The sequence below is a fragment of the Aquimarina sp. AU119 genome (genome assembly GCF_900312735.1).
Taxonomy (GTDB): domain Bacteria; phylum Bacteroidota; class Bacteroidia; order Flavobacteriales; family Flavobacteriaceae; genus Aquimarina; species Aquimarina algiphila.
In genome coordinates, this window is record NZ_OMPF01000014.1 from 443,678 (window position 1) to 466,934 (window position 23,257).

Annotated in this window: 15 protein-coding genes; 8 read left to right on the forward strand and 7 right to left on the reverse strand. The window is 33.7% G+C overall.

Going from position 1 to position 23,257, the window contains the following annotated elements; translation table 11 throughout:
* Positions 1 to 76: 76 nt before the first annotated feature.
* Positions 77 to 502, forward strand: coding sequence for a hypothetical protein (locus DK442_RS12775; protein WP_109436264.1), 426 nt, complete (start codon positions 77 to 79; stop codon positions 500 to 502).
* A gap of 143 nt (positions 503 to 645) precedes the next feature.
* Positions 646 to 885, forward strand: a complete 240-nt coding sequence (locus tag DK442_RS12780) for a hypothetical protein (RefSeq protein ID WP_109436265.1) — start codon at positions 646 to 648, stop codon at positions 883 to 885.
* Positions 886 to 916: 31 nt separating this feature from the next.
* Here DK442_RS12780 and DK442_RS12785 read toward each other — a convergent pair whose 3' ends face one another.
* A complete protein-coding gene (locus DK442_RS12785; protein ID WP_109436266.1) occupies positions 917 to 1,975 on the reverse strand; it encodes an endonuclease in 1,059 nt (352 codons plus the stop codon).
* Between the two features lie 107 nt (positions 1,976 to 2,082).
* Here DK442_RS12785 and DK442_RS12790 point away from each other — a divergent pair, with 107 nt between their 5' ends.
* The 5 genes from DK442_RS12790 to DK442_RS12810 all read left to right on the forward strand — a co-directional run bounded on the left by DK442_RS12790 (position 2,083) and on the right by DK442_RS12810 (position 8,182).
* Positions 2,083 to 4,968: a TonB-dependent receptor gene (locus DK442_RS12790; RefSeq protein ID WP_109436267.1), complete on the forward strand. Its 2,886-nt coding sequence runs from the start codon at positions 2,083 to 2,085 to the stop codon at positions 4,966 to 4,968.
* A gap of 88 nt (positions 4,969 to 5,056) precedes the next feature.
* Positions 5,057 to 6,460: a DUF5689 domain-containing protein gene (locus DK442_RS12795; protein WP_109436268.1), complete on the forward strand. Its 1,404-nt coding sequence runs from the start codon at positions 5,057 to 5,059 to the stop codon at positions 6,458 to 6,460.
* A gap of 40 nt (positions 6,461 to 6,500) precedes the next feature.
* The gene (locus DK442_RS12800) at positions 6,501 to 6,902 is read left to right on the forward strand and encodes a hypothetical protein (RefSeq protein ID WP_109436269.1); all 402 of its coding nucleotides are present in this window, start codon (positions 6,501 to 6,503) and stop codon (positions 6,900 to 6,902) included.
* Positions 6,903 to 6,950: 48 nt separating this feature from the next.
* On the forward strand, positions 6,951 to 7,457 hold the full coding sequence (locus tag DK442_RS12805; RefSeq protein WP_109436270.1) for an ankyrin repeat domain-containing protein: 507 nt from the start codon (positions 6,951 to 6,953) through the stop codon (positions 7,455 to 7,457).
* 2 nt (positions 7,458 to 7,459) lie between these two features.
* Positions 7,460 to 8,182 carry a suppressor of fused domain protein gene (locus tag DK442_RS12810; RefSeq protein WP_109436271.1) on the forward strand — a complete coding sequence of 241 codons (723 nt, stop codon included), beginning with the start codon at positions 7,460 to 7,462 and terminating at the stop codon, positions 8,180 to 8,182.
* A gap of 65 nt (positions 8,183 to 8,247) precedes the next feature.
* Here the strand turns inward: DK442_RS12810 and DK442_RS12815 are convergent, their stop codons facing one another.
* The 5 genes from DK442_RS12815 to DK442_RS12835 form a co-directional block, all read right to left on the reverse strand.
* Complete coding sequence (locus tag DK442_RS12815; protein ID WP_109436272.1) at positions 8,248 to 9,777, reverse strand: T9SS type A sorting domain-containing protein; 1,530 nt, start codon at positions 9,775 to 9,777, stop codon at positions 8,248 to 8,250.
* A gap of 31 nt (positions 9,778 to 9,808) precedes the next feature.
* Entirely contained in the window at positions 9,809 to 10,984 is a 1,176-nt protein-coding gene (locus DK442_RS12820; RefSeq protein ID WP_109436273.1) for a metallophosphoesterase, read from the reverse strand.
* Between the two features lie 198 nt (positions 10,985 to 11,182).
* Positions 11,183 to 12,685 (reverse strand): SusD/RagB family nutrient-binding outer membrane lipoprotein, encoded by a 1,503-nt coding sequence (locus DK442_RS12825; RefSeq protein ID WP_109436274.1) that lies wholly within the window; start codon positions 12,683 to 12,685, stop codon positions 11,183 to 11,185.
* 12 nt (positions 12,686 to 12,697) lie between these two features.
* Positions 12,698 to 16,306 (reverse strand): SusC/RagA family TonB-linked outer membrane protein, encoded by a 3,609-nt coding sequence (locus tag DK442_RS12830; RefSeq protein ID WP_109436275.1) that lies wholly within the window; start codon positions 16,304 to 16,306, stop codon positions 12,698 to 12,700.
* 174 nt (positions 16,307 to 16,480) lie between these two features.
* Positions 16,481 to 17,497 (reverse strand): FecR family protein, encoded by a 1,017-nt coding sequence (locus tag DK442_RS12835; RefSeq protein WP_109436276.1) that lies wholly within the window; start codon positions 17,495 to 17,497, stop codon positions 16,481 to 16,483.
* 253 nt (positions 17,498 to 17,750) lie between these two features.
* Between DK442_RS12835 and DK442_RS12840 the strand changes: the two genes are divergently transcribed.
* The gene (locus tag DK442_RS12840) at positions 17,751 to 18,311 is read left to right on the forward strand and encodes an RNA polymerase sigma-70 factor (protein ID WP_109436277.1); all 561 of its coding nucleotides are present in this window, start codon (positions 17,751 to 17,753) and stop codon (positions 18,309 to 18,311) included.
* A gap of 231 nt (positions 18,312 to 18,542) precedes the next feature.
* On the opposite strand, the gene DK442_RS12845 is transcribed toward DK442_RS12840, so the two are convergent.
* Positions 18,543 to 23,153, reverse strand: coding sequence for a T9SS type A sorting domain-containing protein (locus tag DK442_RS12845; protein WP_109436278.1), 4,611 nt, complete (start codon positions 23,151 to 23,153; stop codon positions 18,543 to 18,545).
* Positions 23,154 to 23,257: the final 104 nt, after the last annotated feature.

Sequence of the window (23,257 nt, forward strand, 5' to 3'; positions counted from 1 at the left end):
GTTATATAGGCTTTTTGTAGAATCCGGTTTAATTTTCTTACTTTTGAAGCTACTTAACCTAAAACTAAAAAGTAAGATGAGAAAACTTATGTATGCTGTTGCATATGTCCTTACCCTTGGATTTGCAGCATGTGGGAGTGATGACGATGTAGATTGTGGCGAAGCAAATGTAGCCTTATCAGAGGCTGCAGTGGCATATGGCGAAAATCAAACGTCTACAGATGTTTGTAATGCTTATAGGACGGCATTAGAAACTGTAGTAATTAATGGTTGTTTTGCCGATGATGAGGCAAAAGAAGCTTTAGAGGAAGAATTAAAAAGAATAGGTGATTGTACCTTTTCTGGGAGAACATGTTTAAGTTGTACTAACAGCGGAATAACACAGACGATATGTAGAGGTGAAAATGGAAATGCTTTTATTGTTGATGGCGATGAAGATACTGAAGATAAAGACACCGGGATTCCATATAGCAGATATATAGAACTTTCTGATTGTGAGTAATGCTTACTTACTTTATAGAGAAGATTAAATAATATACATAAAAGAGACCTTTTCGAGTCTCTTTTTTTTATAAACTTAAATATTTGTTAATCAACATTCTTGCTTCTATATTCGTGATCAGAATTTAACCTAATACCAAAATTATGAAAAATCTTATGTATGTTGCAGTATGTATCCTTGTACTAAGCCTTACTGCATGTGGTAGTGATGATGATGGAAATGGAAATTGCAGAACATGTTCGAATGGGCCAGTAAGTATTGAAGTTTGTGATAACGGAGACGGAACTTTTAGTGTAGAAGGAGGCGCAGCTCAGGATATTCCAGATGGCTCGACTTTTGATGAACAATTTAATGCTGCATGTGCTCAAATCGGGGCAAACTGAATTTAAGAAATATGTTTTTAGAAAAAAGGGATCATTTTGATCCCTTTTTTTGTTTGATGAGATATACATAAACAGGAAAATGGTCACTATATCCACCTGTATAAGAACCACCAGCAAAACTACGAAATGGATATCCTTTATACTTACCTTTAGAAGTAACTAAATATTCTGGATTAAATATACCCGCTTTGTAATATCGATAACTAGAATAGTCTGTGAATAAGAGGCTTGCAGAAACAATAATTTGATCAAATAAATTCCATCGATCTCCCCAGGCTAGAGAACCCATCCCCTTTTTGGCCATAGCATACATTGGATTGTATACTTCTTTTAAAAAAACCTCTTTTTTATGCTGTTTTGCTCCTAGAACCTTTTTAACACTTACATTATTAGGATTATCATTAAGATCACCCATGGTAATAATTTTTGCGTAGGGGTCAATAGCAAATAATGAATCCATTATTTTTTTATTTAATACTGCCGCTTTTTTTCTTTTGTATTGACTCCTGGCTTCACCACCCCTTCTTGAGGGCCAATGATTTACAATAATATGAATTAGATCACCATCAAGATACCCACTTACCAGCAATTGATCCCTTGTATATACTCGTTTATTGGTGTTTGTGTCATAAAGTATGAGTTCGTGAGTACTAGTGTTTTTAGGTTTAAATAACCTTTTTTGATATAATAAAGCAACATCAATACCCCTTCGGTCAGGAGAATCAAAATGAACAATGCCATAGTCTTTAGCTATCAGACTAGAATCATTAACAAGGTCTTCTAAAACCTTTCTATTTTCTATTTCGGCGACACCCAAAATAGCAGGAGCATTTTTTGTTATGGTTATACCCAACTCAGAAATTGTAGTTGCCATGTTTTTAACCTTCTGGTTATAAATTTGATATGTCCAATGGTCCTTTCCATTTGGAGTTCTATCATCATCAAATGTTATTGGGTCATCTTCAGGGTCAAAAAGATTTTCCAAATTGTAAAATGCAATGGTATGAATATTATACTCCTTCTTTTCCTGAGAAAAAAGAGATGAGGATAATAAAAAAATCAAAAATATAGTGGTGCTTCTTAAGATCATAAAATTGTTTTAGAGTTAGAAATCAGATGCAAATATTATTTTTTCCAGTGTCGAAAAATGAAACTGGGATATTTTATAATTGCCATTAATTAACACAAACAAGATTTATGGTGTATCACTTTTTTAATCCAAAACAGATTGTATTGATCTTCTTTTTTGGGATTTCTTTTCTACATGCTCAACAAACAGAGTTAAAAGGAAAAATTATAGATGCAATATCAGGAAAAGGCCTTGAAGAAGTATCTATACAAACCTTAGAATCAAATGTTTCTATACTAACAAATGCTAATGGTGAGTTTGATTTTGGTCATGTGGTACTTCCTTTAGGAGAGGAAATACTTGTCATTTCAAAAAAAGGATTTATAACCAAGCGTTTTCCTATTATTATTAATGAAAATACAGCCTTGGACCTGGGTGACATAGATTTACAATATGATTTTAATGATGAGCAACTGCAAATAGGAACTATTAGTCTTTCTGATAATGAATTGGATGAAGACCATGATATCTCCTTTAATGCGGCAGCTTTACTTCAGTCTACTAGAGATGTATTTCTTAATGCGGCTGCTTTTGATTTTAGTTCGACATTTTTTCGCCCAAGAGGTTTAGGAAATGAGAACGGAAAGGTTTTAATCAATGGTATAGAAATGAATAAACTCTTTAATGGAAGACCACAGTGGAGTAACTGGGGAGGACTAAATGATATGCAACGTAATCGTGAGTTTTCTCAAGGGATTTCAGAAAACGACTATACTTTCGGAGGTCTTTCAGGAACTTCCAATATCATTATGCGTGCTTCCAAATATCGTAAGGGAGGAAGAATCTCTTATGCCTCCTCTAATCGTACGTATCTAGGGAGAATAATGGGAACGTATAATTCTGGTGTGATGACCAATGGATGGGCTTTTTCTGTATCACTAGCCAGAAGGTTTGGTAATGAAGGTTTTGTTGATGGTACATTATATGATGCAAACTCATTCTTTATTTCAATTGAAAAAAAACTAGGGAAAACACATAGCCTTAATCTAACTGGGTTTTATACTCCAAATCGCAGAGGGAGATCGACTGCAATTACAGAAGAAGTATTTAATCTAAAAGGAAATACATATAACCCTAATTGGGGATATCAAGATGGAAAATTAAGAAACTCCAGGGAGCGAAAAATTGAAGAACCTATTGTGATGCTTAACCATTATTGGAATATCACTCCGAATACCTTAATAAATACAAATATTGCGTTTCAAACAGGTAGTATAGGAAACAGTAGAATTGATAATGGAGGGAGTGATTTAATACAAGGACCAAATGGACAACAAACTTATATCGGAGGAGGAAGGAGTGCAGACACAAATCCAGTGCATCCAGATAATTTACCTAGTTCTTTTTTGAAAAACCCAAACCCTAGTCCGTTGGATTATCAAAATGCTTTTTTAGCACAACAAAACTTAATTGATCGTGGTCAGTTACTTTGGGATGATTTAATTCGAACCAATCAACAAAACACACAACAAGGAGGTAATGCTACGTATATTTTATACGAGGATAAAACCAAAGATATGCAACTTAGTAGTAATGTTATAGTAAACAGTAAACTCAGCTCAAATATCACGTTAAACTCTGTGATTAATTATAGAAGCTTAAAAAGTCAAAATTTTGCTGAGGTAACCGATCTTTTAGGTGGAGTAGGGTTTTTGGATGTAGATGTATTTGCTTTATCAACAAGCGGATTGACTTCTCAAGAATTAGTAAATAGAGCACAAAGTGATTTGCGTAACCCTAATCGTATTGTTGGAGTCGGTGACCGTTATGATTATAACTATGAGATTGATGCTTCAATACTTGATGGGTTTATTCAAGGGCAATTCAAATTTAATAGAATAGATTTCTTTTTAGGAGGTACAGTTTCAAAGACATCTTATCAAAGAAATGGGATATTTGAAAATGGATATTTTCCGGGAAATGCATCTTTTGGAAAAAGTGAACCCATAGATTTTACGAATTATGGAGTAAAAGGAGGAGGAACTTTTGCTATCAATGGACATAATTTCATTACGTTTCAGGGTGCATATTTTAATAAAGCGCCCACAATTCGTAATGCGTTTGCGAATGCAAGACAAAATAATAATACTATAGCAACATTGATTGGAGGAACTCAGGAAAGTGAAAAAATTCAATCTGCAGATGCAAGTTATATATTTCGTTCTCCAAAAATCAAAGCCAAAGTAACAGGATATTATACAGGTATACAGGATGCAACTAATATTTCTTTCTTTTTTACTGAAGCGATATCTGGATCTAATGTTGGTTTTGTACAAGAGATTCTTACTGATATTGACAAGCTTCATATAGGAGGTGAGTTAGGGGTCGAATACCAAATCACACCTTCAATAAAACTTAAAGGTGCGGCTGCATTAGGAAGCTATACATATGTTAATAACCCGGATTTGATATTAACCAGCACGAGTGATGCCTTTTTGGAAGTTCAGGGAACACGGGATTTTGGAAAATCTTTTTTAGAAGGATATCATATTGCAGGAGGCCCACAGCGTGCGGCTCAATTGGGTTTTGAATATCGTGATCCCGATTTTTGGTGGTTTGGAGCGACAACGAATTATTTTTCTAATGCATATATAAACATTAGCCCTTTTGCAAGAACTTCAAATTTTTATCAGGATACAGATGGTTTGCCATTCAATAATTATGATGAAACTATTGCTCAAACTCTTTTAGAACAGGAGCAATTTGAGGATTACTTCCTAGTAAATGTGATTGGAGGTAAATCCTGGAGAATCAAGAAGTATTATATAGGTTTTTTTGCATCGATTAATAATATTCTGAATCAGGAATATAGAACAGGAGGATTTGAACAAGCCAGAAATGCAAATTATCGATTAGCACTAGAAGAATCTCAGCGCGACACACCCGTTTTTGGTTCTAAATATTTCTTTGGATACGGTACCTCGTACTACTTAAACGTATATGTAAGATTTTAAAACCAGACCTCACAGGTCTTTAAGACCTGTGAGGTCTATCCATATAATTGAGTAAATAATAATTTCATGCTAACAAAAACATCTAAAAATGTATATAACCAACATAAAGAAAATTTTTATAGTCCTTATTGCGACTTGTATTTTTACAACTTGTTCATCAGAAGAGGAGTTTAAAACTCCAGAATTGGTAGTTGATGAACCCCAAATTGAAGGAACTATAGTTACCATTGATGCGATACTAGGAGTTCTTGGTCAGGAATTAGAAAAAGAAGGAGAAAACGCCAAAGTCGTTTTTGAAAACACAAACAATATAATAGAAGGCTATGTGGTGTCAAGTGACAAAGCCAGTAATTTTTTTAAAGAATTAGTACTTCAGAATACGCACACGAATCCATCTTCTGGCGTACGGGTATTAATTGATGATAATCCATTATTTACAACCTATGAGTTTGGCCGTAAAGTTTATATTAAATTGGATGGTTTATCTCTGGGTATCAAAAATGGGATTCCAACTTTAGGAGTTTCAGAAGGAAATGATATTAGTGCGATTCCGTCATTTTCTATAGACAAAGTTGTTATTAGGTCTGCAGAAATAGCGACAATTATACCTTTAGAAATTACTTTAGAAGATTTTACAGATAAATTGCTTAATCTGTATATTAAAATTGGTAACATTCAGTTTAACAAAAACCTCGTTCTAAAAGATAATGCCTTTACGTTTGCAGCAGAAACTAATGACAAATTTGATGGTGAACGTATCGTCGAAAGCTGTATAACAGGAAGAACAACAGTATTGAGCACGAGTACATTTTCAGACTTTAAAGGTCTTACCTTACCATCAGGTCAAGGGAGTTTTGAAGGAATCTTAACCAAGAATTTTTTGGGAAACAGGTATAATCTAGTACTTAATAATCCAATGGGATTAGTTTTTGATACAGAAACGAGGTGTGACCCAGCTGTTTTAGAATGTACAATTGATTCAGAAAGTACTACGGTGTTATTTGAAGAGGATTTTACAGATCTTAAAATTAAAGATTTGGTAAATTCTGGATGGATTAATATCAATACAAATAATGGAAAATTGGATTATGAAATAGGAGATTTTGATAACAATCAATATGCGCAGATAACAGGATTTAGATCCAAAGAAAGTCTATACGAGGTGTGGCTCATTACACCAGATATTAACCTGGACATATCAACAAACGAATTCTTAAATTTTGATATACAAGCTGGATATGATAATGGTAACATTATGGAGGTTTTTGTTACTAATAATTTTACAGGGGATCCTGTAACCACAATATGGACAAAACTCGACGCAACAGTACCAAGAGGCCCTCTAAATGCTTTTGGCAATTTTGGTTCAACGGGACCAATACGTCTATCTTGTGTTGAGGGTGTCGTTAGAATAGGTTTTAGATACATAGGAGGGGACCCAAGAGCTACAACACGATATCATATTGATAATATTAAGGTTAGCGGTAAGTAAGAAAAATATTTTTGTTTAGTTTTAAAAAACGATAAAATAAATGGCATACGAATATGAAAACACAATTATGATTATTAGTTTTTCAATGACAGGCATTATTTCTGTATTTGGTTTTATGAAGAAATTACGTAATAACAAATTATTATTAATTCTGCTTTTGATTACTCTTTTAATTGGATTATTTGGCTACATATCTAGTAACTATTACATAGCTGTTTTGTCAGGGAAATTATCATATAGTTTATTTGGCCCCTTTATCTATGTTTTATCTTATGGTTTATTAAGAATAGCATATAAGAAAACTTTCAATAAGGAACCAAGTTATGAAAGGTATTCATGGTATGATTATGAAGATGGTCGAAAATTAAATGTTTTTGACCTTTTAGTTCATATTATCCCGATGTTATTAGGGTTTATACTTCCTATATTATTGTTTAAATAGTAGGTTTCAAAATAGAAAAAAGTAAGCTCAAAATAACACAATTATCGAATGGGAAAAGGAGGAAGGCCTATAAAAGTTGCACCAGAACTTGAATACTTAGATCATTATATTAAGGATAATGATATTCAAGGAATAACAAATTTGATAAACGAGTTTGGTGTAGATTGCTTTGATACGTATAAAAGGACGTTGCTTATTAATGCAGCGGCAAAAGGAAATGTTGAGATCTTAAAATTATTGATTGATAAGGAGGCAGATATTAATTTTCAAGATAAAATAGGATATACAGCTTTACATTTTGCGGCTCAAAATAAAAATATAGAAATTGCTTCAACTCTAGTAGAGCACGGAGCTGATATAAATAGTAAAGACAATTATGGTAATCCTCCTATTTGGACAGCTATCTTTAATGCCAAAGGAGACTATAATATTGTAGAATTGCTATTAAAGACTGGAGCAGACATAGACACTAAAAATAAAAACGAGAAATCTCCCAGAGAAATGGGAGAGTTAATGCTCGGTGATACATTTGTTCAATTATTAAAAGTTAACTAAGAATGGAAAAATCAGAATCAGGTTCTCCGATCTACAGATATGAGAATAAAACCCCTAAAGAATTCGAGCCAGCATTTGGAGATGATGATACTATTGAAGATATATCAAATCATATAGAAAAGTATATCGGACCGATACATATGGTTTTTCATGAAATTATCTCTGATAAGGTTCATATAGATGTACATTGGGTACAACCTACAGAAGAAAAACCATTTCATACTTTAATTACTTCGGGGATGAGTGATAAAGCAATGAATACACCAGAAGGGGTAGACAATGCTGCATATGCAGAATTATGCATATGCTTACCCGAGGAATGGAAAATATCACAAGAAGATTTTGAAGATGATAGTAACTATTGGCCGATATACTGGCTTAAATTTTTAGCAAGATTTCCTCATGAATATGATACCTGGTTAGGTTTCGGACATACAATACCTAATGGGGATCCTCCAGCACCATTTACAGAAAATACAGGATTAAATACCATGCTATTACTTCCTTCGATTGTACTAGGAGAGGAGTTTATGTCTTTAGAACTAGAGAATAAAACAGTAAACTTTTTTGCATTAATACCATTGTATACAGAAGAAGTAGCGCTTAAGATGAAAAAAGGAGTAGATAGTTTGTTTGATGGATTTGATAAACATAAAGTAACCGACATTCTTGATCTTAATAGACCTAATACAGCTAAGAGAAAAAAGATCTTTGGATTATTTTAAAGATTAAGATTCTAAAATAATATAAGAAAGCTGCCATTTGACAGCTTTCTAAAAGAGAAGAGAACTTATTTAAAAAGCACTTTTTTAGTGAAAGGTTGATTACCAATATATCCCTTTAAAAGATAAACTCCTTTAAGATTTTTGGTAGACCTCCATTCAAATTCTCCATTTCCATTAAGAACTTTTGTATTGATTAAGGGTTCAATTAATTTACCTGTTAAACTATACATATTAATACTTATTTGACTTTTTGCCTCAAGAGAATAAGCTATAATCAACTTATTATCTAAAGAAGGGTTTGGAGTAATAGTCAAAGTTGTTGAGTTTTCAGAAGCTAGAGGCATCTCATCGTTAATTTTAGATCTTGTTTTTCTGTTTGCAGTCACATCAACCACGTAGGTTCTACTATTATTTCCATCATAATCACCTGTTTTGATGTGACTTGGAGAGAAGGTATAATCTGGGTGTTCAAAAAATATTGCACGGTTATCGTTTGATCTTGCCGGGAATGAATAGAATAAGTTCCACTCTGCTCTTCTACCTTTATGTTCGTTGTTTTTAATTTTTCTCCAGGCACCATTTTTAAATTCTGCCAGATATGTTTTTACACCTTTTACATGTTTATTAGCATCTTTATTATCTATAAACCTACCTCTAACCTCATTTATTTTATTAATATCATCAATTTGATTCATAGGTTTATTGCCATTCGATAAGTTATAGTAATCTACAGCTATTGATGGTTTATGTCCAAACATATACCAGGCAGTAACTGCTTTTGCCCACACATCTTTATTAGCATCTTTGGATTTATTTACATCACCATTATATGTTGGAGCATCACCTGCAAAATGGTTTACAGTTAGAATAGTTTTATGATCGATACCTCTATCTACAACAAATTTATCGGCATTAAATAGTTGGTTTACTTGTCCTGCTCTATAGGGGTTTTGAGCAGTGTGTAAGAATTCATATCTATAGAGATCACTATTATAATTTCGTTCTGTAAAAATTACAAGTTGCTTTTTTTGGTTTAACATTTCTTCGACTTTTGGATAAACGTCTGATCCTGATCCTTTTGGTCTGTTTACACTTACAAAAGTCTTATGGTTATAGATAAAGCCAGATATATTCTTGTACCCTGATCTTCTTCCGAAGAAAATATCATCTAACCCAGACTTACCTAAGTTCGGTCCGGCTTCAATATGTAGGGTGATTATATCTAGAGGGTGTGTCTCTAGCCAATTGGCAATAATATTGTTGAAATTTTTAGCATCCATCATACACATGTTTGGACTTCCGTGTTTCAATCTAAGTTCTCCGTTAACACGATAGATGTCTACCATAAAACTTCGTACTCCGTCTCGTAGTTGTTTTTGAATTCCTTCACTTTGATTTCCTCCCCCCAAGCATCCAAAAAACCCAGCTGGGCCATCAGTTCTATTATTATATGCGTTATGGGTGATTAACCAGGAAACCTCGTCATACCTACGTTGTCTGTTAATTTTATGAGCATACTGAGCATATGTTTCAGTAATACAAAATAAAGCAATGAACGTTGCAAGAATTAGCGTTTTGTTGAGTTGATTTTTCATTTTTTTGGTTTTAGAGGTTTTACAATTACGATTATTTTTCGGTTTTTATCTTAATGGATTTTGCTTGATATTTTAAGGCTTTTCTATTCTGAAATTCTCCTTTTTCATTTATATATCGATATACAATAGAGGCATGATCTCCTTGTATTTCTCCTATTACAAAACCATAAGATTGGGATTGATCTAAAGGTTGTATTGTATATGGGTTATTGTACCCATCATAATTGGGAGTAATGCTTTTTCCAGCACCGGCTGTGCCTACCACTACTTGATATATTGATTCTCTTTTGTCATTATTGATTTCTGCTAATGCATAACCGTGGTCATGACCACAGAAATAAACTTTAGAACCAGCTTCTTTGATGCTTTTCCAAAATTGATTTCTATACTTTGTATAGTCTAATCCATAACTATCATCTCCATGCATACAGTCGTGATGATCCACTTTAAAAGCTGGTTCATGAGTAAAAGCAAAAACATGAGGTTTTTTATTGGTATTTAGAATTTGATTGAGCCACTTTTGGTCAACTCTTTTAGTAGAAGGTTTGGGTATACTACCATTTTTATTTACTAGGCTATCTCTAGAAGTATAAAGGTCAAGACCAACTATTAGAGCATTTTTATGATTGACAAAAAATGTTACATTCTTTTCTTGTTCTGGACCATTTTGGGGCATACTATATTTACCACTAAAGACGTTATCCCATATTTCCTTAGTTTTTGGCCATATTGGTCTATGATTTGCTGTTCCTGGCAAATCAGGGTATCTTTGAGTTGTTTCGTGGTTACCTCTCACGATATAAACTTTTATATTATTATCATAAAGAGGTTCGATTGTATTTCTAAATAGTAACATTTGTTTTTTTAAATCAATTAAAGCTCCCTCATCTCCAAGTTCTTTGCGATTTGCATGCCCATAACAAATATCTCCGGTAAACATTACTAAGTCGACGTTTTGTTTTATGATTTCGTTTACTAGTTTTTGTAAAACAGAAACATTAACAGGATCATCAGAGCTATGTCCTCTGCAATCACCAAATGCCACAAATCTCCATATTTCAGATTGTGATATTGGATTTTGTTTATCAGGTTTGATCGATTCCTTTTCCTTCTTAGGTTTAATTTGATTGTTTTGGCAAGCTCCTATTACGATTGCTAGTAAAAGGAGTAGTGTATATTTAAATATTAGTTTTTGAAAAAATATCATATTATAAGGGTTAGTTTTTAAACCTGACAGGCTAGATTTCAAAGCATTATTAAATCAACCTGCCAGGTATAAGGGGGTAAACAAGTAATAAAAAGATCTTAAGTTAGATTTTTGACAAGCATTTCAATTGAGATTATAGCTCGTATGATCAAAAAACGGAAAACCAATTTCGTGTTTTCCATTTGTATTATTTTGATTTTACTCTGTGTCCCACCAAACTTTTTGAAAAGTGGTATTTACTCCATTTAATGGTGAACGATTAATTGCTTCATCTGCATTAACCTGGTTTTTATCTGTAGTCTTACTAGAGTAAAAATATCGAGTAGGAATTTCGGTGGCTACAGCGTCTCTTCCCGGAGCAAGGACAGGAAAGTTTAACCTTCTCCAAACGCTATAACCTTCGAATCCATTATTGACCTGATCCATCCAACGCTGAATTGCGATTTGTTTTATTTCGTTACCCGGAAAATTATCACTGATACTTGTAAGGTAATTCATGCTTTCTGTTGAAGAAGGATCAATCCCATATCGATTAAGTGATGCTCTTACTCCATCTATAAGAGGGATATTTGCATTACCTGACAAAAACCCTCGATGTATTGCTTCTGCCTTTATAAAAAGAAGTTCGGCATAGGTAATTAGCCAGAATTTGTTCAGGTTTTGAAAATTAGAGTTAAGTAAAGATCTATTTTCATTTTCTTCTATATCAGAAGCGATCCCTACAGGTTGTCCGATGAATTCAGGTGTCCCTGCGGTTATAGAATTTGCTGTTGGTGCTATTAAGAAAGACAATCTAGGGTCTTGTTCATCTGCTATTTTGTTGACTCCTCCTTCTCCTTTCATGATATCTACCATAGTAGCAGATAATCGCACATCATCAATGTTAGCTCTATCAGAATTGAAAGGCCACTCGGTCAATGTTTCATATAAAAACACGGGTTCATCTTCAATACTTTCTAAAATAGGATATATTGTTGGATTGCTAAATATCTTATTAACAAGAACACTTACATTTTGAACATTAGATATTCGCATTAATAACCTTAATTGTAAGGTATTTGCAAATTTTCTCCATAACATCTTATCTCCCTCAAACAAAAGATCTCGTGATTCATCTATAGTTTGATTATCTGGAGAATTACTTAGTAAATCATTTGCTATTTCTAAGTCATTAATCATCGACTCATATATTGTCGTTTGAGCATCATATTTTGGAAAGATGAAACGTTCCTCAAATCGAAAACCTTGTGCTGCGTCGATATAAGGAACATCCCCAAAAAGATCAGTGGTATAGCTAAGTATATATACTTTGTATATTAACCCAATAGCTTCATATACTTGGTTTTCCTGATTTTTTGCTTCAAAAGTGAGAAAACTTGCATTTCTTAATGCACCATTGTTTTCTGAATATACAATCTCCCAAAATCTTCTACTAATTGCATCTTCATCGTGTGTTAAGATACCTACTTCAGAATTTTTGACTGCAAATTGCTGAGATAATTGCCCTGGAGTATTATATGAAGATATTAATTGCCCTACGAAGCCGGGTAATATAGAACCAAATAACAAATCAACACTAGGGTTTTCTACGGATTGATTGGGATTTACATTAATTTCCTCGAGGCTATCACTACAACTACTTATCAATAATAGGTTAAATATTATTATGTATTTACATGAAAACGTTTTGATTTTTTTCATCGTTGATGGTTTTTAAAATTTGACATTAAGAGACATTCCAATACTTCTCGCAGAAGGAATTGCAAAAAATTCTCCTCCTGGTAACTCTCCACTATATCCTGCTACTTCAGGATCGATATGAGGAACATTATCCCATATCAATAAGTTCCTTCCAAATAGCGAAATACTGACATCTTGAAGCTTTGCTTTCTCCAAAAAAGGTTTAGGTAAACTATATGTGAGTTTGAGCTCTCTAAGTTTTACAAAACTTCTATCAAATGTTCCTACAGCATCATTATCAAAATATCTTTTATAAAAATTAGAGGTACGGGCGTAGATAGTTGTGGGGGTAGTTTCTCCGGTATCTCGATTCAATAATGCACCTTGTAGTTCGACCCATTGTTCTCCTGGTACTACAGTATTACCTTCATTAATTGCTCCTTGAGTTGCTGAAGGATCATCTCGTCTTTGCAATGTTGTAGATTCTTCTAATGAACCTAGCTGATTTCCTACCACATATGTTCTAGAGTGTACTTCTCCTCCTTTATTAATATCAAATAAAAAACTTAGGTTAATATTTTTATAAGTAAAAGAGTTCTGGATTCCTCCTATCCAATCTGGAGTAGCATTCCCTAATAAAGGTTTTGCCTCATCCACTAGACTTCCTACATCATCAGATTCTTCAGATCTTCCATCAGGTCGAAATATTTGAACACCTTCTCTGCCTAAATTTCCATTATCGTCTACTCTTAAAAGGTAATCCCCGTAGAAATCCCCAAAACTACCATTATTAGTAATGTCAAGGTTTATCCATCTTTCTGCTAATGTAATTCTTTCTCCTTCATCCAAAATATTAAGATCAGTGACTTTGTTTTCATTTTTGGCCCAGTTTAATGTTACATCCCAAGTAAAAGAAGATGTTTTAATAGGAACAACATTTAGAGAAAGTTCTAATCCTTTATTTGAAATTTTAGCTGGGACATTAATTACCTGGTTTAAAAAACCAGACTCTGTTGCTAGAGGAATAGTAGCAATCTGTTGTTTATTATCAATTTGGTAATATGTAAAATCAAAACCAAGTCTACCTTTAAAGAAGCCAGCTTCTAATCCAAATTCTTTTGAAACTATATTCTCTGGAACTAAGTCTTTATTTCCTAAAGTACTAGAAAGAGAATTAATAGAAATTCCTTGTGCAGAGCCTCCGTTAAAAGTTAGAGGATTAGTTTGATAGGGGTCTGTATCGTTTCCTACCTCTGCATAACTGGCTCTGGCTTTTAAATAATCAGTGCGTAGAGAGGAAAGGTCGAACATTTCTGAAATCAAGGCACTTACCGATGCAGAAGGATAAAAATAAGAGTTATTATCTGCTGGGAGCGTACTAGACCAATCATTTCTGGCTGTAAGATCTAGAAACAGATAATCTTTGTATCCAATGGTCGCTCCCCCATAAAGACTATTTATTCTTTTTCGGGAAACAAAATTTTGGGCTGTAGGTATAGTGGCACTGTTAGAAAGATTAAAGAATCCGGGAGTCACTAATCCATCAAAACCACTATTTCCTCTAAGTTCTTCGATTTTTTGATTAAAATGGTTCCCGCCGCCAATTAACGTAATAGAAAAATCTGAACTTAATTTGTTAGCATATGTTAATAAAAAATCTGAATTATCCTCTTTAAAAAACACGCTGGCTTCTCCATAAAAACCGTTTTGATAAGGGATATGAGAAAATGCCTTTGTGGTTGTTCGTTTGTCACTATAAAAATCTCTACCTGTTTTTATATCAAGCGATAGATGATCCGTTATTTTATAATTAAAACGAATATTTCCAAATACTCGATCTCTTCTATTACCGTTGAGGTTTTCATTTACTAAAAAATATGGGTTATTAACGCTCGCATCAGATGTTGCCTGTTGCACATCTGTTTTAAAGGGTTCCCAATAGTTTCTTCTTAATTCATCCAAACTTTCGTTACCACCCAATTTTAATAATGTGAAAATGATATTGGATTCACTTTTGGCTCCAATATTGGGTCTGTTATCACTACCACTGTTAATATAATTGACAGATGCTCCAACGGTAAATTTTGGAGTAGCATTATATGTTGCATTGAAGCCAATAGTATTACGTTCTAAATCTGTATTAGGAACCATTCCTTTTTGATCAAATCTGGTATATGACAATCTAAAACTTCCTTTTTCATGACCATTTGTTATTGAAAACCCATTAATCATTGTAGTTCCAGCTTCTAAAAAATCTCCGATAGGATCTTTACCTAACCTATTTACCCATGGTTTATTAATAGGAGTACCTGGGTTATTTGGATTGTACTGAGGGATAAGTTGACCATTAAATCTTGGACCAAAATTTCTACCGATATCAGCATTTAGATCTGGATACTCATAAAGGCCATTATTACCTTTTCCAAAATCTGTTTGAAATTTTGGGGTTTTTAGAGGGGTTTGCATCGATATACTAGATGTAATCGTAACCCCTAATCCTTTTTGGCCTTTACCACTACGAGTTGTAATAAGTATTACTCCATTTGCTGCTCTAGATCCATATAAAGCGGCAGCATTAGCGCCCTTAAGGACCTGAACACTTTCTATATCAGCAGGATTGATTTCGCCAGCTGCATTTCCATAGTCAACTTGTTGTTCTCCACCACCAATGCCTTCACCTAAAAATCCACTTTGATTAGGATTCGATGGACCTCCAAAAACACGAGAAGTCTGATGAACCTCATTACTAATAGGTACACCATCAATTACAAACAGAGGTTGATTTTTCCCGGAAATAGAATTATTGCCTCTAAGAACAATTGATGATGAAGCCCCAATTGCACCGCTGGAGTTGGTGATCTGAACCCCTGCAATTTTACCAGTTAATGTATTAACCAGGTTTGTTTCATTAGATTCTTTCATTTCTACGCCACCAATTTGTTGTGTGGCGTACCCAATAGTTTTTTCTGCTCTTTTAATATTTAATGCAGTAACAACAACCTCATTTAATGCATTAGAACTCTCTTCGAGAGCAATTTTTAAAATAATATCAGAAGTAACCAGTACTTCTTGATTTTCATATCCTAAGTAAGAAAATACGAGAGTTGTATTTTCTAATACTCTAAGAGAAAACTTACCATCAAAATCAGTTGAAGTACCTTCATTTTTATCTTTTACCTGTATGGTAGCTCCCATTAGGGCTTCTCCTGTTTTTCTATCAGTAATTGTTCCCTCTACATTTATTTTATCTTGTATTGTTTCTTCGATGATGGACGTATTTGATGTATTTTGGGGCTTAACAATAATTCTATTATTTACCCTTTTAAATTTGAGGTTTAATGCCCCAGAGATTTCCATAAGAATATATTCTAGGCTTCTTTGTTGTACTTGAATTGTAATTTTTTTACTGAGTGGAATACTAGATTCTAAATAAGCAAATTGAAACTGCGTCTCATCTTCAATCTTTTCAAAGACTTCTTTTAGTTTAACACTCTTAACATCAAGATCCAAATAGATGTTTTTGATGCTTTGTGCATGTGAACTGTTTGCGAATACAGTGCTTATAAATAGTATTTGTAAAATAAAAATGTACAAAGCATATTTTGACATGACGACTAATGCTTTAAATAAGTTTTTTTTCATATTTTTAGTATGTTTTAGTAATTATTTATTGGAACACAACAGTTTGGGATTTTAGAAGTATCTGACCATACTTTTAAAATAAAACCCCTTACTGTCACTGATTAATGAAGTGTCATTTTTTGGCACTTCTTTTTTTAATAAAACTCTTTTACATTGGCATTCTGTTTTTAATAGTTAACATCCGTTACCACTGATTTGAACAACGCCCTTTGAAAAAGTATACTCGTAATCTCCCGCATATTTTATAGTATTAAGGACATTGATCAATGATTCGTTCTCGAATCGGGCTTTTAGTTTACATTTTTTTATAGATTCATTCTTTAGGATAATCTCGACCCCATACCACTTGTTAAGAACAACAGCAATCTCTTCTAAGGTTTCATTTTCAAAGATTAAAATATTGTCTTTCCAAGAAATAACTTTTTTTGTATCAAATGGTTGTTTAGTTTTTTCTCTGGAAATCTTATTAAATATTAGCTCTTCTGATGGATTTAGGAATTGTGATTCACCATTCTTTGTATCCAATACTTCTACTTTTCCTTCCACTAAGGAAATTTTAATATTCTGATCATCCAGAAATGCTTTAGTATTAAAGGAAGTTCCTAATACTTTAGTAATAATATTATCAGTTTTTATTAGAAAAGGTCTTTCAGTATCTTTTGTGACTTCAAAAAAAGCCTCCCCTTCTAGAACAACTTCTCTTTTTTTCTGGTCGAAAACTTTTGGATAGATAAGTTTACTGCCAGAGTTTAACTTTACTTTAGTCCCATCAGATAACGTTAAGGTAAGTTTCTGTCCTAATTCTGTAGACTTTGTAATTTGGTTTTGGGCAATTTGATTTTTGGTTTTTCTCTGTGTATAATATATGCTGAGAGGAATAATCAATATTAAAATAACAGCAGCAATTTTAAGAAGAGGTTTTACTTTATCTGATCTTTTCCTAGAAGTACGTTGTTCTCTTTTGGTATTGTCGTATTCATTTATTCGACTATTAAGTTCTTTTAGAATTCTAAATTTTTCAGAATGAATAGATTCTGATGATGGAGATTTTTTCCAAATATCACTTAGTTGAGCGAATAATTGTCTGAAATCCTCATTTTTTAAAAGGTATTTAATAGTATTTTCTTCGCTTTTGGAAGCTTCACCTTTTAAATATTTTAGGATGAGGTTATATTTTTCATGCTCTTTCATATACCTCTTAAGACACAAATATAGGATCTTGCTATGACAAGGAATTTATGATTTAACAATAAGAAAACATTCTTAACATAATGGAAATAATGAGGTAAAGCCGTAATTCTTTGATAACCAAAAGCAGAGAATTTTAAAACCAATAGATTGAAAACTGAAATGAAAATTATAATCTAAATTTTATAACGATTATTTAATCATCTTTAGGAAAAAAGAGAGTTTGAATTTGTTTTTTTTGTAAAAAGCACCTTCGATGGTTGACAATCAAGCAGATATTGATCTATTTTACAGAATAAAAAATGGAGATAAAGGTGCGTTAGAGGTTGTTTTTCTCAAATATTATGATCCACTCTTTGCATTTGCCAAAAGTTTTCTAAATCCTAGCGATGCTGAAGAAGTCGTTTTGGACATCTTTTTTCAATTGTGGCAAAAAAAAGAAATAATCAAAATTTACGTATCCTTAAAAGGGTATTTATATGCTGCTGTTCGTAATCGATGTTTGAATCATATTGAGAGAAATAATAAAAAAAATGAGAGATTAGATCAGGTTGAATATCAATTGTCTGAGAAACTTGATGTTCAACCTGATGAATTGATGATGTATAAAGAAATCCAAAATGAGTTGGATTTTCTAATTGACCAATTACCATCACAATGTAAAGTCATTTTTAAGCTAAGCAGAGATGAGGAGCTAAGTCATAAAGAGATTAGTAAGATCATGGAGATTTCGGTAAATACTGTAAATACTCAAATTTATAGAGCACTTAAATATCTGAGAAGCAAACTTTTTTCTGAAGTATCAGAAAAACTATAACGGGATATCTTATCGATTATAGTAAGATTACTACTAGATAAGACAAATGAGCAGAATATAATTGTAGCTGAACTTCATTAAAAATCTCTTGAGCTTAGCTCTGAGCATTTGGTATAGTTTTCGTTTTCGAACTATGGAGTATTAGACACAATAGAGCATAAAAAAACCCTGCGAAGTTTTTTCGCAGGGTTTTTATTTTATATTTCATCAATTTTTAAAAGATGAATTCAATTATTTTTTAATAATCTTTTTAGTGACATTAAGAGTTCCGTTTACATTTGAAGCACGTACCACATAAAATCCTTTAGGATAATCACTCATATTTACAGAGACTTTAGACTGTCCATTATTAAGTCTAACGGATTGGTTATATACCGTTTTACCGGTTACATCTGTAATCATAATATCTACATCTCCTTTAGTAATTGATGTACTAAATTCTATAGATAATTGATCCAGAACAGGGTTAGGAGAGACAGCTACTTCTGCTTCTTCTATACCAAACTCTTCATTAAACATTTCACTTTCCATAGCTGTTGGGTTATCTGCATAAGCAACTGCATTTTTACCAGCAATACGTTCTCCGTTTTCAAGACATACGATTGCATCTAGATCATATCCATCGGCAAACCAAGGAAAAATAGCTCGATTACTAATATCCACAACTTTAATAAATTTAGCAGAACGTAAATTACCAGTTGCAAGATCAAATTCTCCGTCCTGACATGTTGTTCCCAAAGAAACGAAGTTTACACCATCTTGTGAAGCAAAGACTTCTGCAGACTCAGGATAATAGTTACAAGGAATATTATCAAAGAATCCTGTAGATTCGAATACCGCAAATTCATTAGTATCTTTGTTGTCAAAAATCTCATTGTTTAATTCTACGGTGATGGATCCACCAAACCCTAAGCTTACAAAATTAATAAATCGTCGTTCTCTTGGATTTCCTATAGCACGCTCAGGTCTGCTTCTAAAATAAGATATTCTTCTTCCATCTTTTCTTGGTCCTTGATCAAATGCGATAACTGATCCAACAGAACATTCATTGTCAACAAATTCAGGTTCTAGTAAGAATCGTGCAGAAACAGGTAAATGGTCTGAAGTGGTAAACGCATAATCATTATCATATACTTCATAATGAACAGTTACAGAATTTCGTATATACGCATCATCGAGTTCATTGGTGATAGCAATATGATCAATCATATTATCTCTTGAAATAAAAGAACGAAATCCAGCTTCGCTTAATGCAGAAGAGACAATGGTATAATTAGCAGTATCGTCTACGTATTCCTGAAAACTAGAAATAGTGGATGGAATATCTGCTACGGTCTCATCTACGTCGTCATTATAGTCTCCCAGAAGAATAACTTTATTATTAGCAAAATTTACATCTAATGAATCTTTTAGTACTTCGACATCATACTTACGCATATCATATCTATTTTGCGGATCACTACTATTGTTTGCTCTGGCGTGTAATGCTATTAAATCTATACGTTCTGTTACTCCATTAATAGTAACATCTGCTGTCATTAAGAATGGTAACCTTCCGCTTGCATAAAAACGTGATGTTTCATCTGGATAGTTGACCAAAGCAGAGTCATCTCCACCATTATATAATGGATGAATAGAAGTAAACATTGCTCTGGTTTTTACTACAGAAACAGTTTCAGTATTATAAATAAACCCAACTTTTTGAGATACTCTACCAGAGCCAGGCCCAGAGACGGCATCAGACAGAATATAATCATAACCAGGTAATTGTGCTACCAATTCACCAAACAAGGCGTCATCAGCAATCTCTTCTACTGCGTATACGTCAGCATTTAATTTTCTTAACACAGTAGCAGTACTATCTCTTTGGATAGCATCAGACATAGGGTTTTGGCCTACTGGTGAGTTATTTTCATCACCAAACCACTCGATATTCCATGTTACAACATCAAAAGTGTCTTCTTTTGGGAAACCTACGGTGTCTCCAGGTGGAATAAATTCTACTGCACAAGGAATATCAGATTCCTGCCTTGGTAACAATTGGAAGAATTCTCTAAAACGTCCCACTACTCCTGTGATTTCTGAACAAGTAGCAGGCTGTGCTTTTCCTACCACAGAAGCTACGTCATTGTCGATACGTAATTCTCCATTTCCGCTAGCATCAGTAAGCGTGAAGTTAGCGTTTCCAAACAAAAGATCACCTGGATTTGGAAAGGTGGTATTAAGAACACGAACAAGTTCACCTGGATGGTTTGCAAGTTCTGTAAGCGTAATGTCTAAAGGGGTAATAGGATTCTGCGGAAGACCGTTATTTACTACTTCTGCTACAGAACTGATCTGAATCTGATCATTAAAAGCAGCTCTGACCCCTGTTATTGTAACAGAATCTCCAACTTTTATGTTAGCGTCTGCTTGTACCAGATCATCAAAAACGGCAATACCACCTGTAGCATCTTGTATAAATGCAGGGCCATTAAAACTATCGGTAACCGTTAATACTCCGGCAATAGTTACAGGAGTGCCTTCTGCCAGTGCTCTGGCTTCAGCAATAGTTACAGGTTCACCTGGTGTTACAATAACACCATCATTATCAGTACCTGGTGTAGGAGCTTTTGCTACATAAGAATCTGTATTACGAGCGCCTCCTTGTCCGTTGGGTACTCTCTGCAGGGATTCACCATCTTTACTTCCATTTGCGTTCTCATTAACTTGTGGTTGATCTGCATTTAGTAATACTAACAACTCTGCATCGTCATTATCATCTGTATCATACACAATGGCATCGATGATATTTTCTGTGGTAACTGCTGTTCCGTTAGGAAAGCTGGTAGCGTCACCAAAATATAAGACTACAGCATCAGCACCGTTTTGGAAAGAATTTCCTGGTACCACTAGTCCAACATTGGCAACATCTGCATTTCCAATTACAAAATATCCTTCGGCATTTGTAGAGAATCCATCCAGATCGATAGCATTATAACTTGTATTGTTACTTCCATTATAATTTACCAATACATACCCGTCAAGAGAAGTATTTCCTGTTCCACCATCATATAATTCTACAAACTCCAATGCATCTGAACCTTGAGTATCTGCATCCAATTCGTTAATAATAAGATTGACAACCTCTGTTGCATTTGTATTAGCTGCTCCTGGAGTAGGAATAGCTTGTGTATATGAAGTGGTATTTCTTAATCCTCCCGTTCCATTAGGAAAACGTTGTAAAGATTGAAAATCCTTATCTCCTTTTTCATCCTCATTTACCTGAGGTTCTCCAGTATTTAATAAGATCAATAATTCTATATCATCACTATCGTTAGTGTCATATACAATAGCATCAATTAAGTTTTCAGTAGTTACGGCACTTCCGTTAGGAAAATTAGTAGCTTCTGTTTTATACAACGCTACCGCATCAGCTCCATTTTGTAATCCATTACCAGGAAATGTTATACTTACATTGGCAACATCAGCATTTCCGATAACAAAATATCCATTAGCATTGGTTGTAGAACCAGTTAAGTCATAGGTAGCATAACTTTGGTTATTAGAACCGTTAAAGAATACTAATATATGCCCGTCCAAAGAAGTATTTCCTGCTCCGCCGTCAAACAATTCAACAAATTCCAGAACGTCAGATCCATCTGTATCTGCGTCAATTTCGTTGATTACTAATACGGTTGGATCAACATTGTCAATAACAACGTTTTCGCGATTAGGAGTGTTAACGGCTTCTCCCGGTTCTGCAATAGCTGTTGGAAAACTAGGTAGTCCACTCCCATCAAAATCATTTCTAGTCCATTCAGTTACAACATCGGTATCTTGACCGTTTGGAAACCTTGAAGCCCCACCAACAGTAAATGAATTTCCATCAAAAGATTGCAATAATGTAACGGTAGCATAATTAAGATCTGATGCACCACCATCATTAACTCCGATGTCATCTATACGTTCTTCCCAAGGTGTAATATCCAAAATACCATCATCATTGGTATCAAGATCTTGCCCTAGATTTCCTGTAAAGTTTTTTACAAGAAGTAGCGCTACAGTTCCGTTTTCATAAGTATTACTACCAAATGGAGTAGTGAAGTATCCATTAACATCGGTAGTCCCAAGTTGTATTACCTCATCTATAGTTCCAGAAGCATTACTATCTCCTTCAATTTCTAATATCCAATATTCACTTAGATCAGTTTCTGATCCAGCCAATATCTCTACAAATTCGTCTGTATCTGATCCTGTATGGTTAAATAAAAACTCATTAATTACAGGAACGATAACTGGTGTTCCAAAAGTTTGATTTGTGTTTACTGCTCCATAAGTGTTTGTAGGTGTAGTTTCCCAAATAAATTCTGATGCTACTGTGCCGGCTCCTGATAATTGTAAAGAAGCACCTACACTTGTACTACTAGATTCTGATACTCCAATATCTGTACTTGTTACCCCAGCTGCAGGACCGTCAACTGCTGTTATAACGCCTTCATAACTTAGAAACTGAATTACAGCATTATTATTATCTACTAAGGCGATCCCGTCAGGAGAACCATTTTGTAATCCATTCACAGGAAGAATTTCTACTAAGGTTCCAAAACCATTTTGTTGGTCAGGAAGTATTCCAGAAATTGATATTGTATTGTAAACAGAATTGTTTGATCCATTATACAAAACAATGCTCCAACCAGAAAGATCTGTTCCTGTAACCCCTGCGATTTCTATTGCTTCTTCTACGTCTGTACTTGCATTATCGTAGTGAATTTCATTAATAAATACAGACTGCGTAAATCCATTTTGAGCCCCTAAAAAACAAGAGATGACAAATGGAATTAAAAGTAATTTTAATTTCATGACTATTAGTTTGTTTGTGTGATTTTTTGCGTTATGCAAGGTATGGCATTAGATCGATTTGATCATTCTTACTATGTTAAAAAAACTTTAACAAGTAATTTTTC

What these genes read in the sequence shown, in the direction of transcription:
- DK442_RS12825 (WP_109436274.1), bottom strand. Translation starts at nt 12,685, where the DNA reads ATGAAAAAAATCAAAACGTTTTCATGTAAATACATAATAATATTTAAC.
- DK442_RS12845 (WP_109436278.1), bottom strand. Translation starts at nt 23,153, where the DNA reads ATGAAATTAAAATTACTTTTAATTCCATTTGTCATCTCTTGTTTTTTA.
- DK442_RS12820 (WP_109436273.1), bottom strand. Translation starts at nt 10,984, where the DNA reads ATGATATTTTTTCAAAAACTAATATTTAAATATACACTACTCCTTTTA.
- DK442_RS12805 (WP_109436270.1), top strand. Translation starts at nt 6,951, where the DNA reads ATGGGAAAAGGAGGAAGGCCTATAAAAGTTGCACCAGAACTTGAATAC.
- DK442_RS12780 (WP_109436265.1), top strand. Translation starts at nt 646, where the DNA reads ATGAAAAATCTTATGTATGTTGCAGTATGTATCCTTGTACTAAGCCTT.
- DK442_RS12830 (WP_109436275.1), bottom strand. Translation starts at nt 16,306, where the DNA reads ATGAAAAAAAACTTATTTAAAGCATTAGTCGTCATGTCAAAATATGCT.
- DK442_RS12810 (WP_109436271.1), top strand. Translation starts at nt 7,460, where the DNA reads ATGGAAAAATCAGAATCAGGTTCTCCGATCTACAGATATGAGAATAAA.
- DK442_RS12815 (WP_109436272.1), bottom strand. Translation starts at nt 9,777, where the DNA reads ATGAAAAATCAACTCAACAAAACGCTAATTCTTGCAACGTTCATTGCT.
- DK442_RS12835 (WP_109436276.1), bottom strand. Translation starts at nt 17,497, where the DNA reads ATGAAAGAGCATGAAAAATATAACCTCATCCTAAAATATTTAAAAGGT.
- DK442_RS12790 (WP_109436267.1), top strand. Translation starts at nt 2,083, where the DNA reads ATGGTGTATCACTTTTTTAATCCAAAACAGATTGTATTGATCTTCTTT.
- DK442_RS12795 (WP_109436268.1), top strand. Translation starts at nt 5,057, where the DNA reads ATGTATATAACCAACATAAAGAAAATTTTTATAGTCCTTATTGCGACT.
- DK442_RS12800 (WP_109436269.1), top strand. Translation starts at nt 6,501, where the DNA reads ATGGCATACGAATATGAAAACACAATTATGATTATTAGTTTTTCAATG.
- DK442_RS12840 (WP_109436277.1), top strand. Translation starts at nt 17,751, where the DNA reads ATGGTTGACAATCAAGCAGATATTGATCTATTTTACAGAATAAAAAAT.
- DK442_RS12785 (WP_109436266.1), bottom strand. Translation starts at nt 1,975, where the DNA reads ATGATCTTAAGAAGCACCACTATATTTTTGATTTTTTTATTATCCTCA.
- DK442_RS12775 (WP_109436264.1), top strand. Translation starts at nt 77, where the DNA reads ATGAGAAAACTTATGTATGCTGTTGCATATGTCCTTACCCTTGGATTT.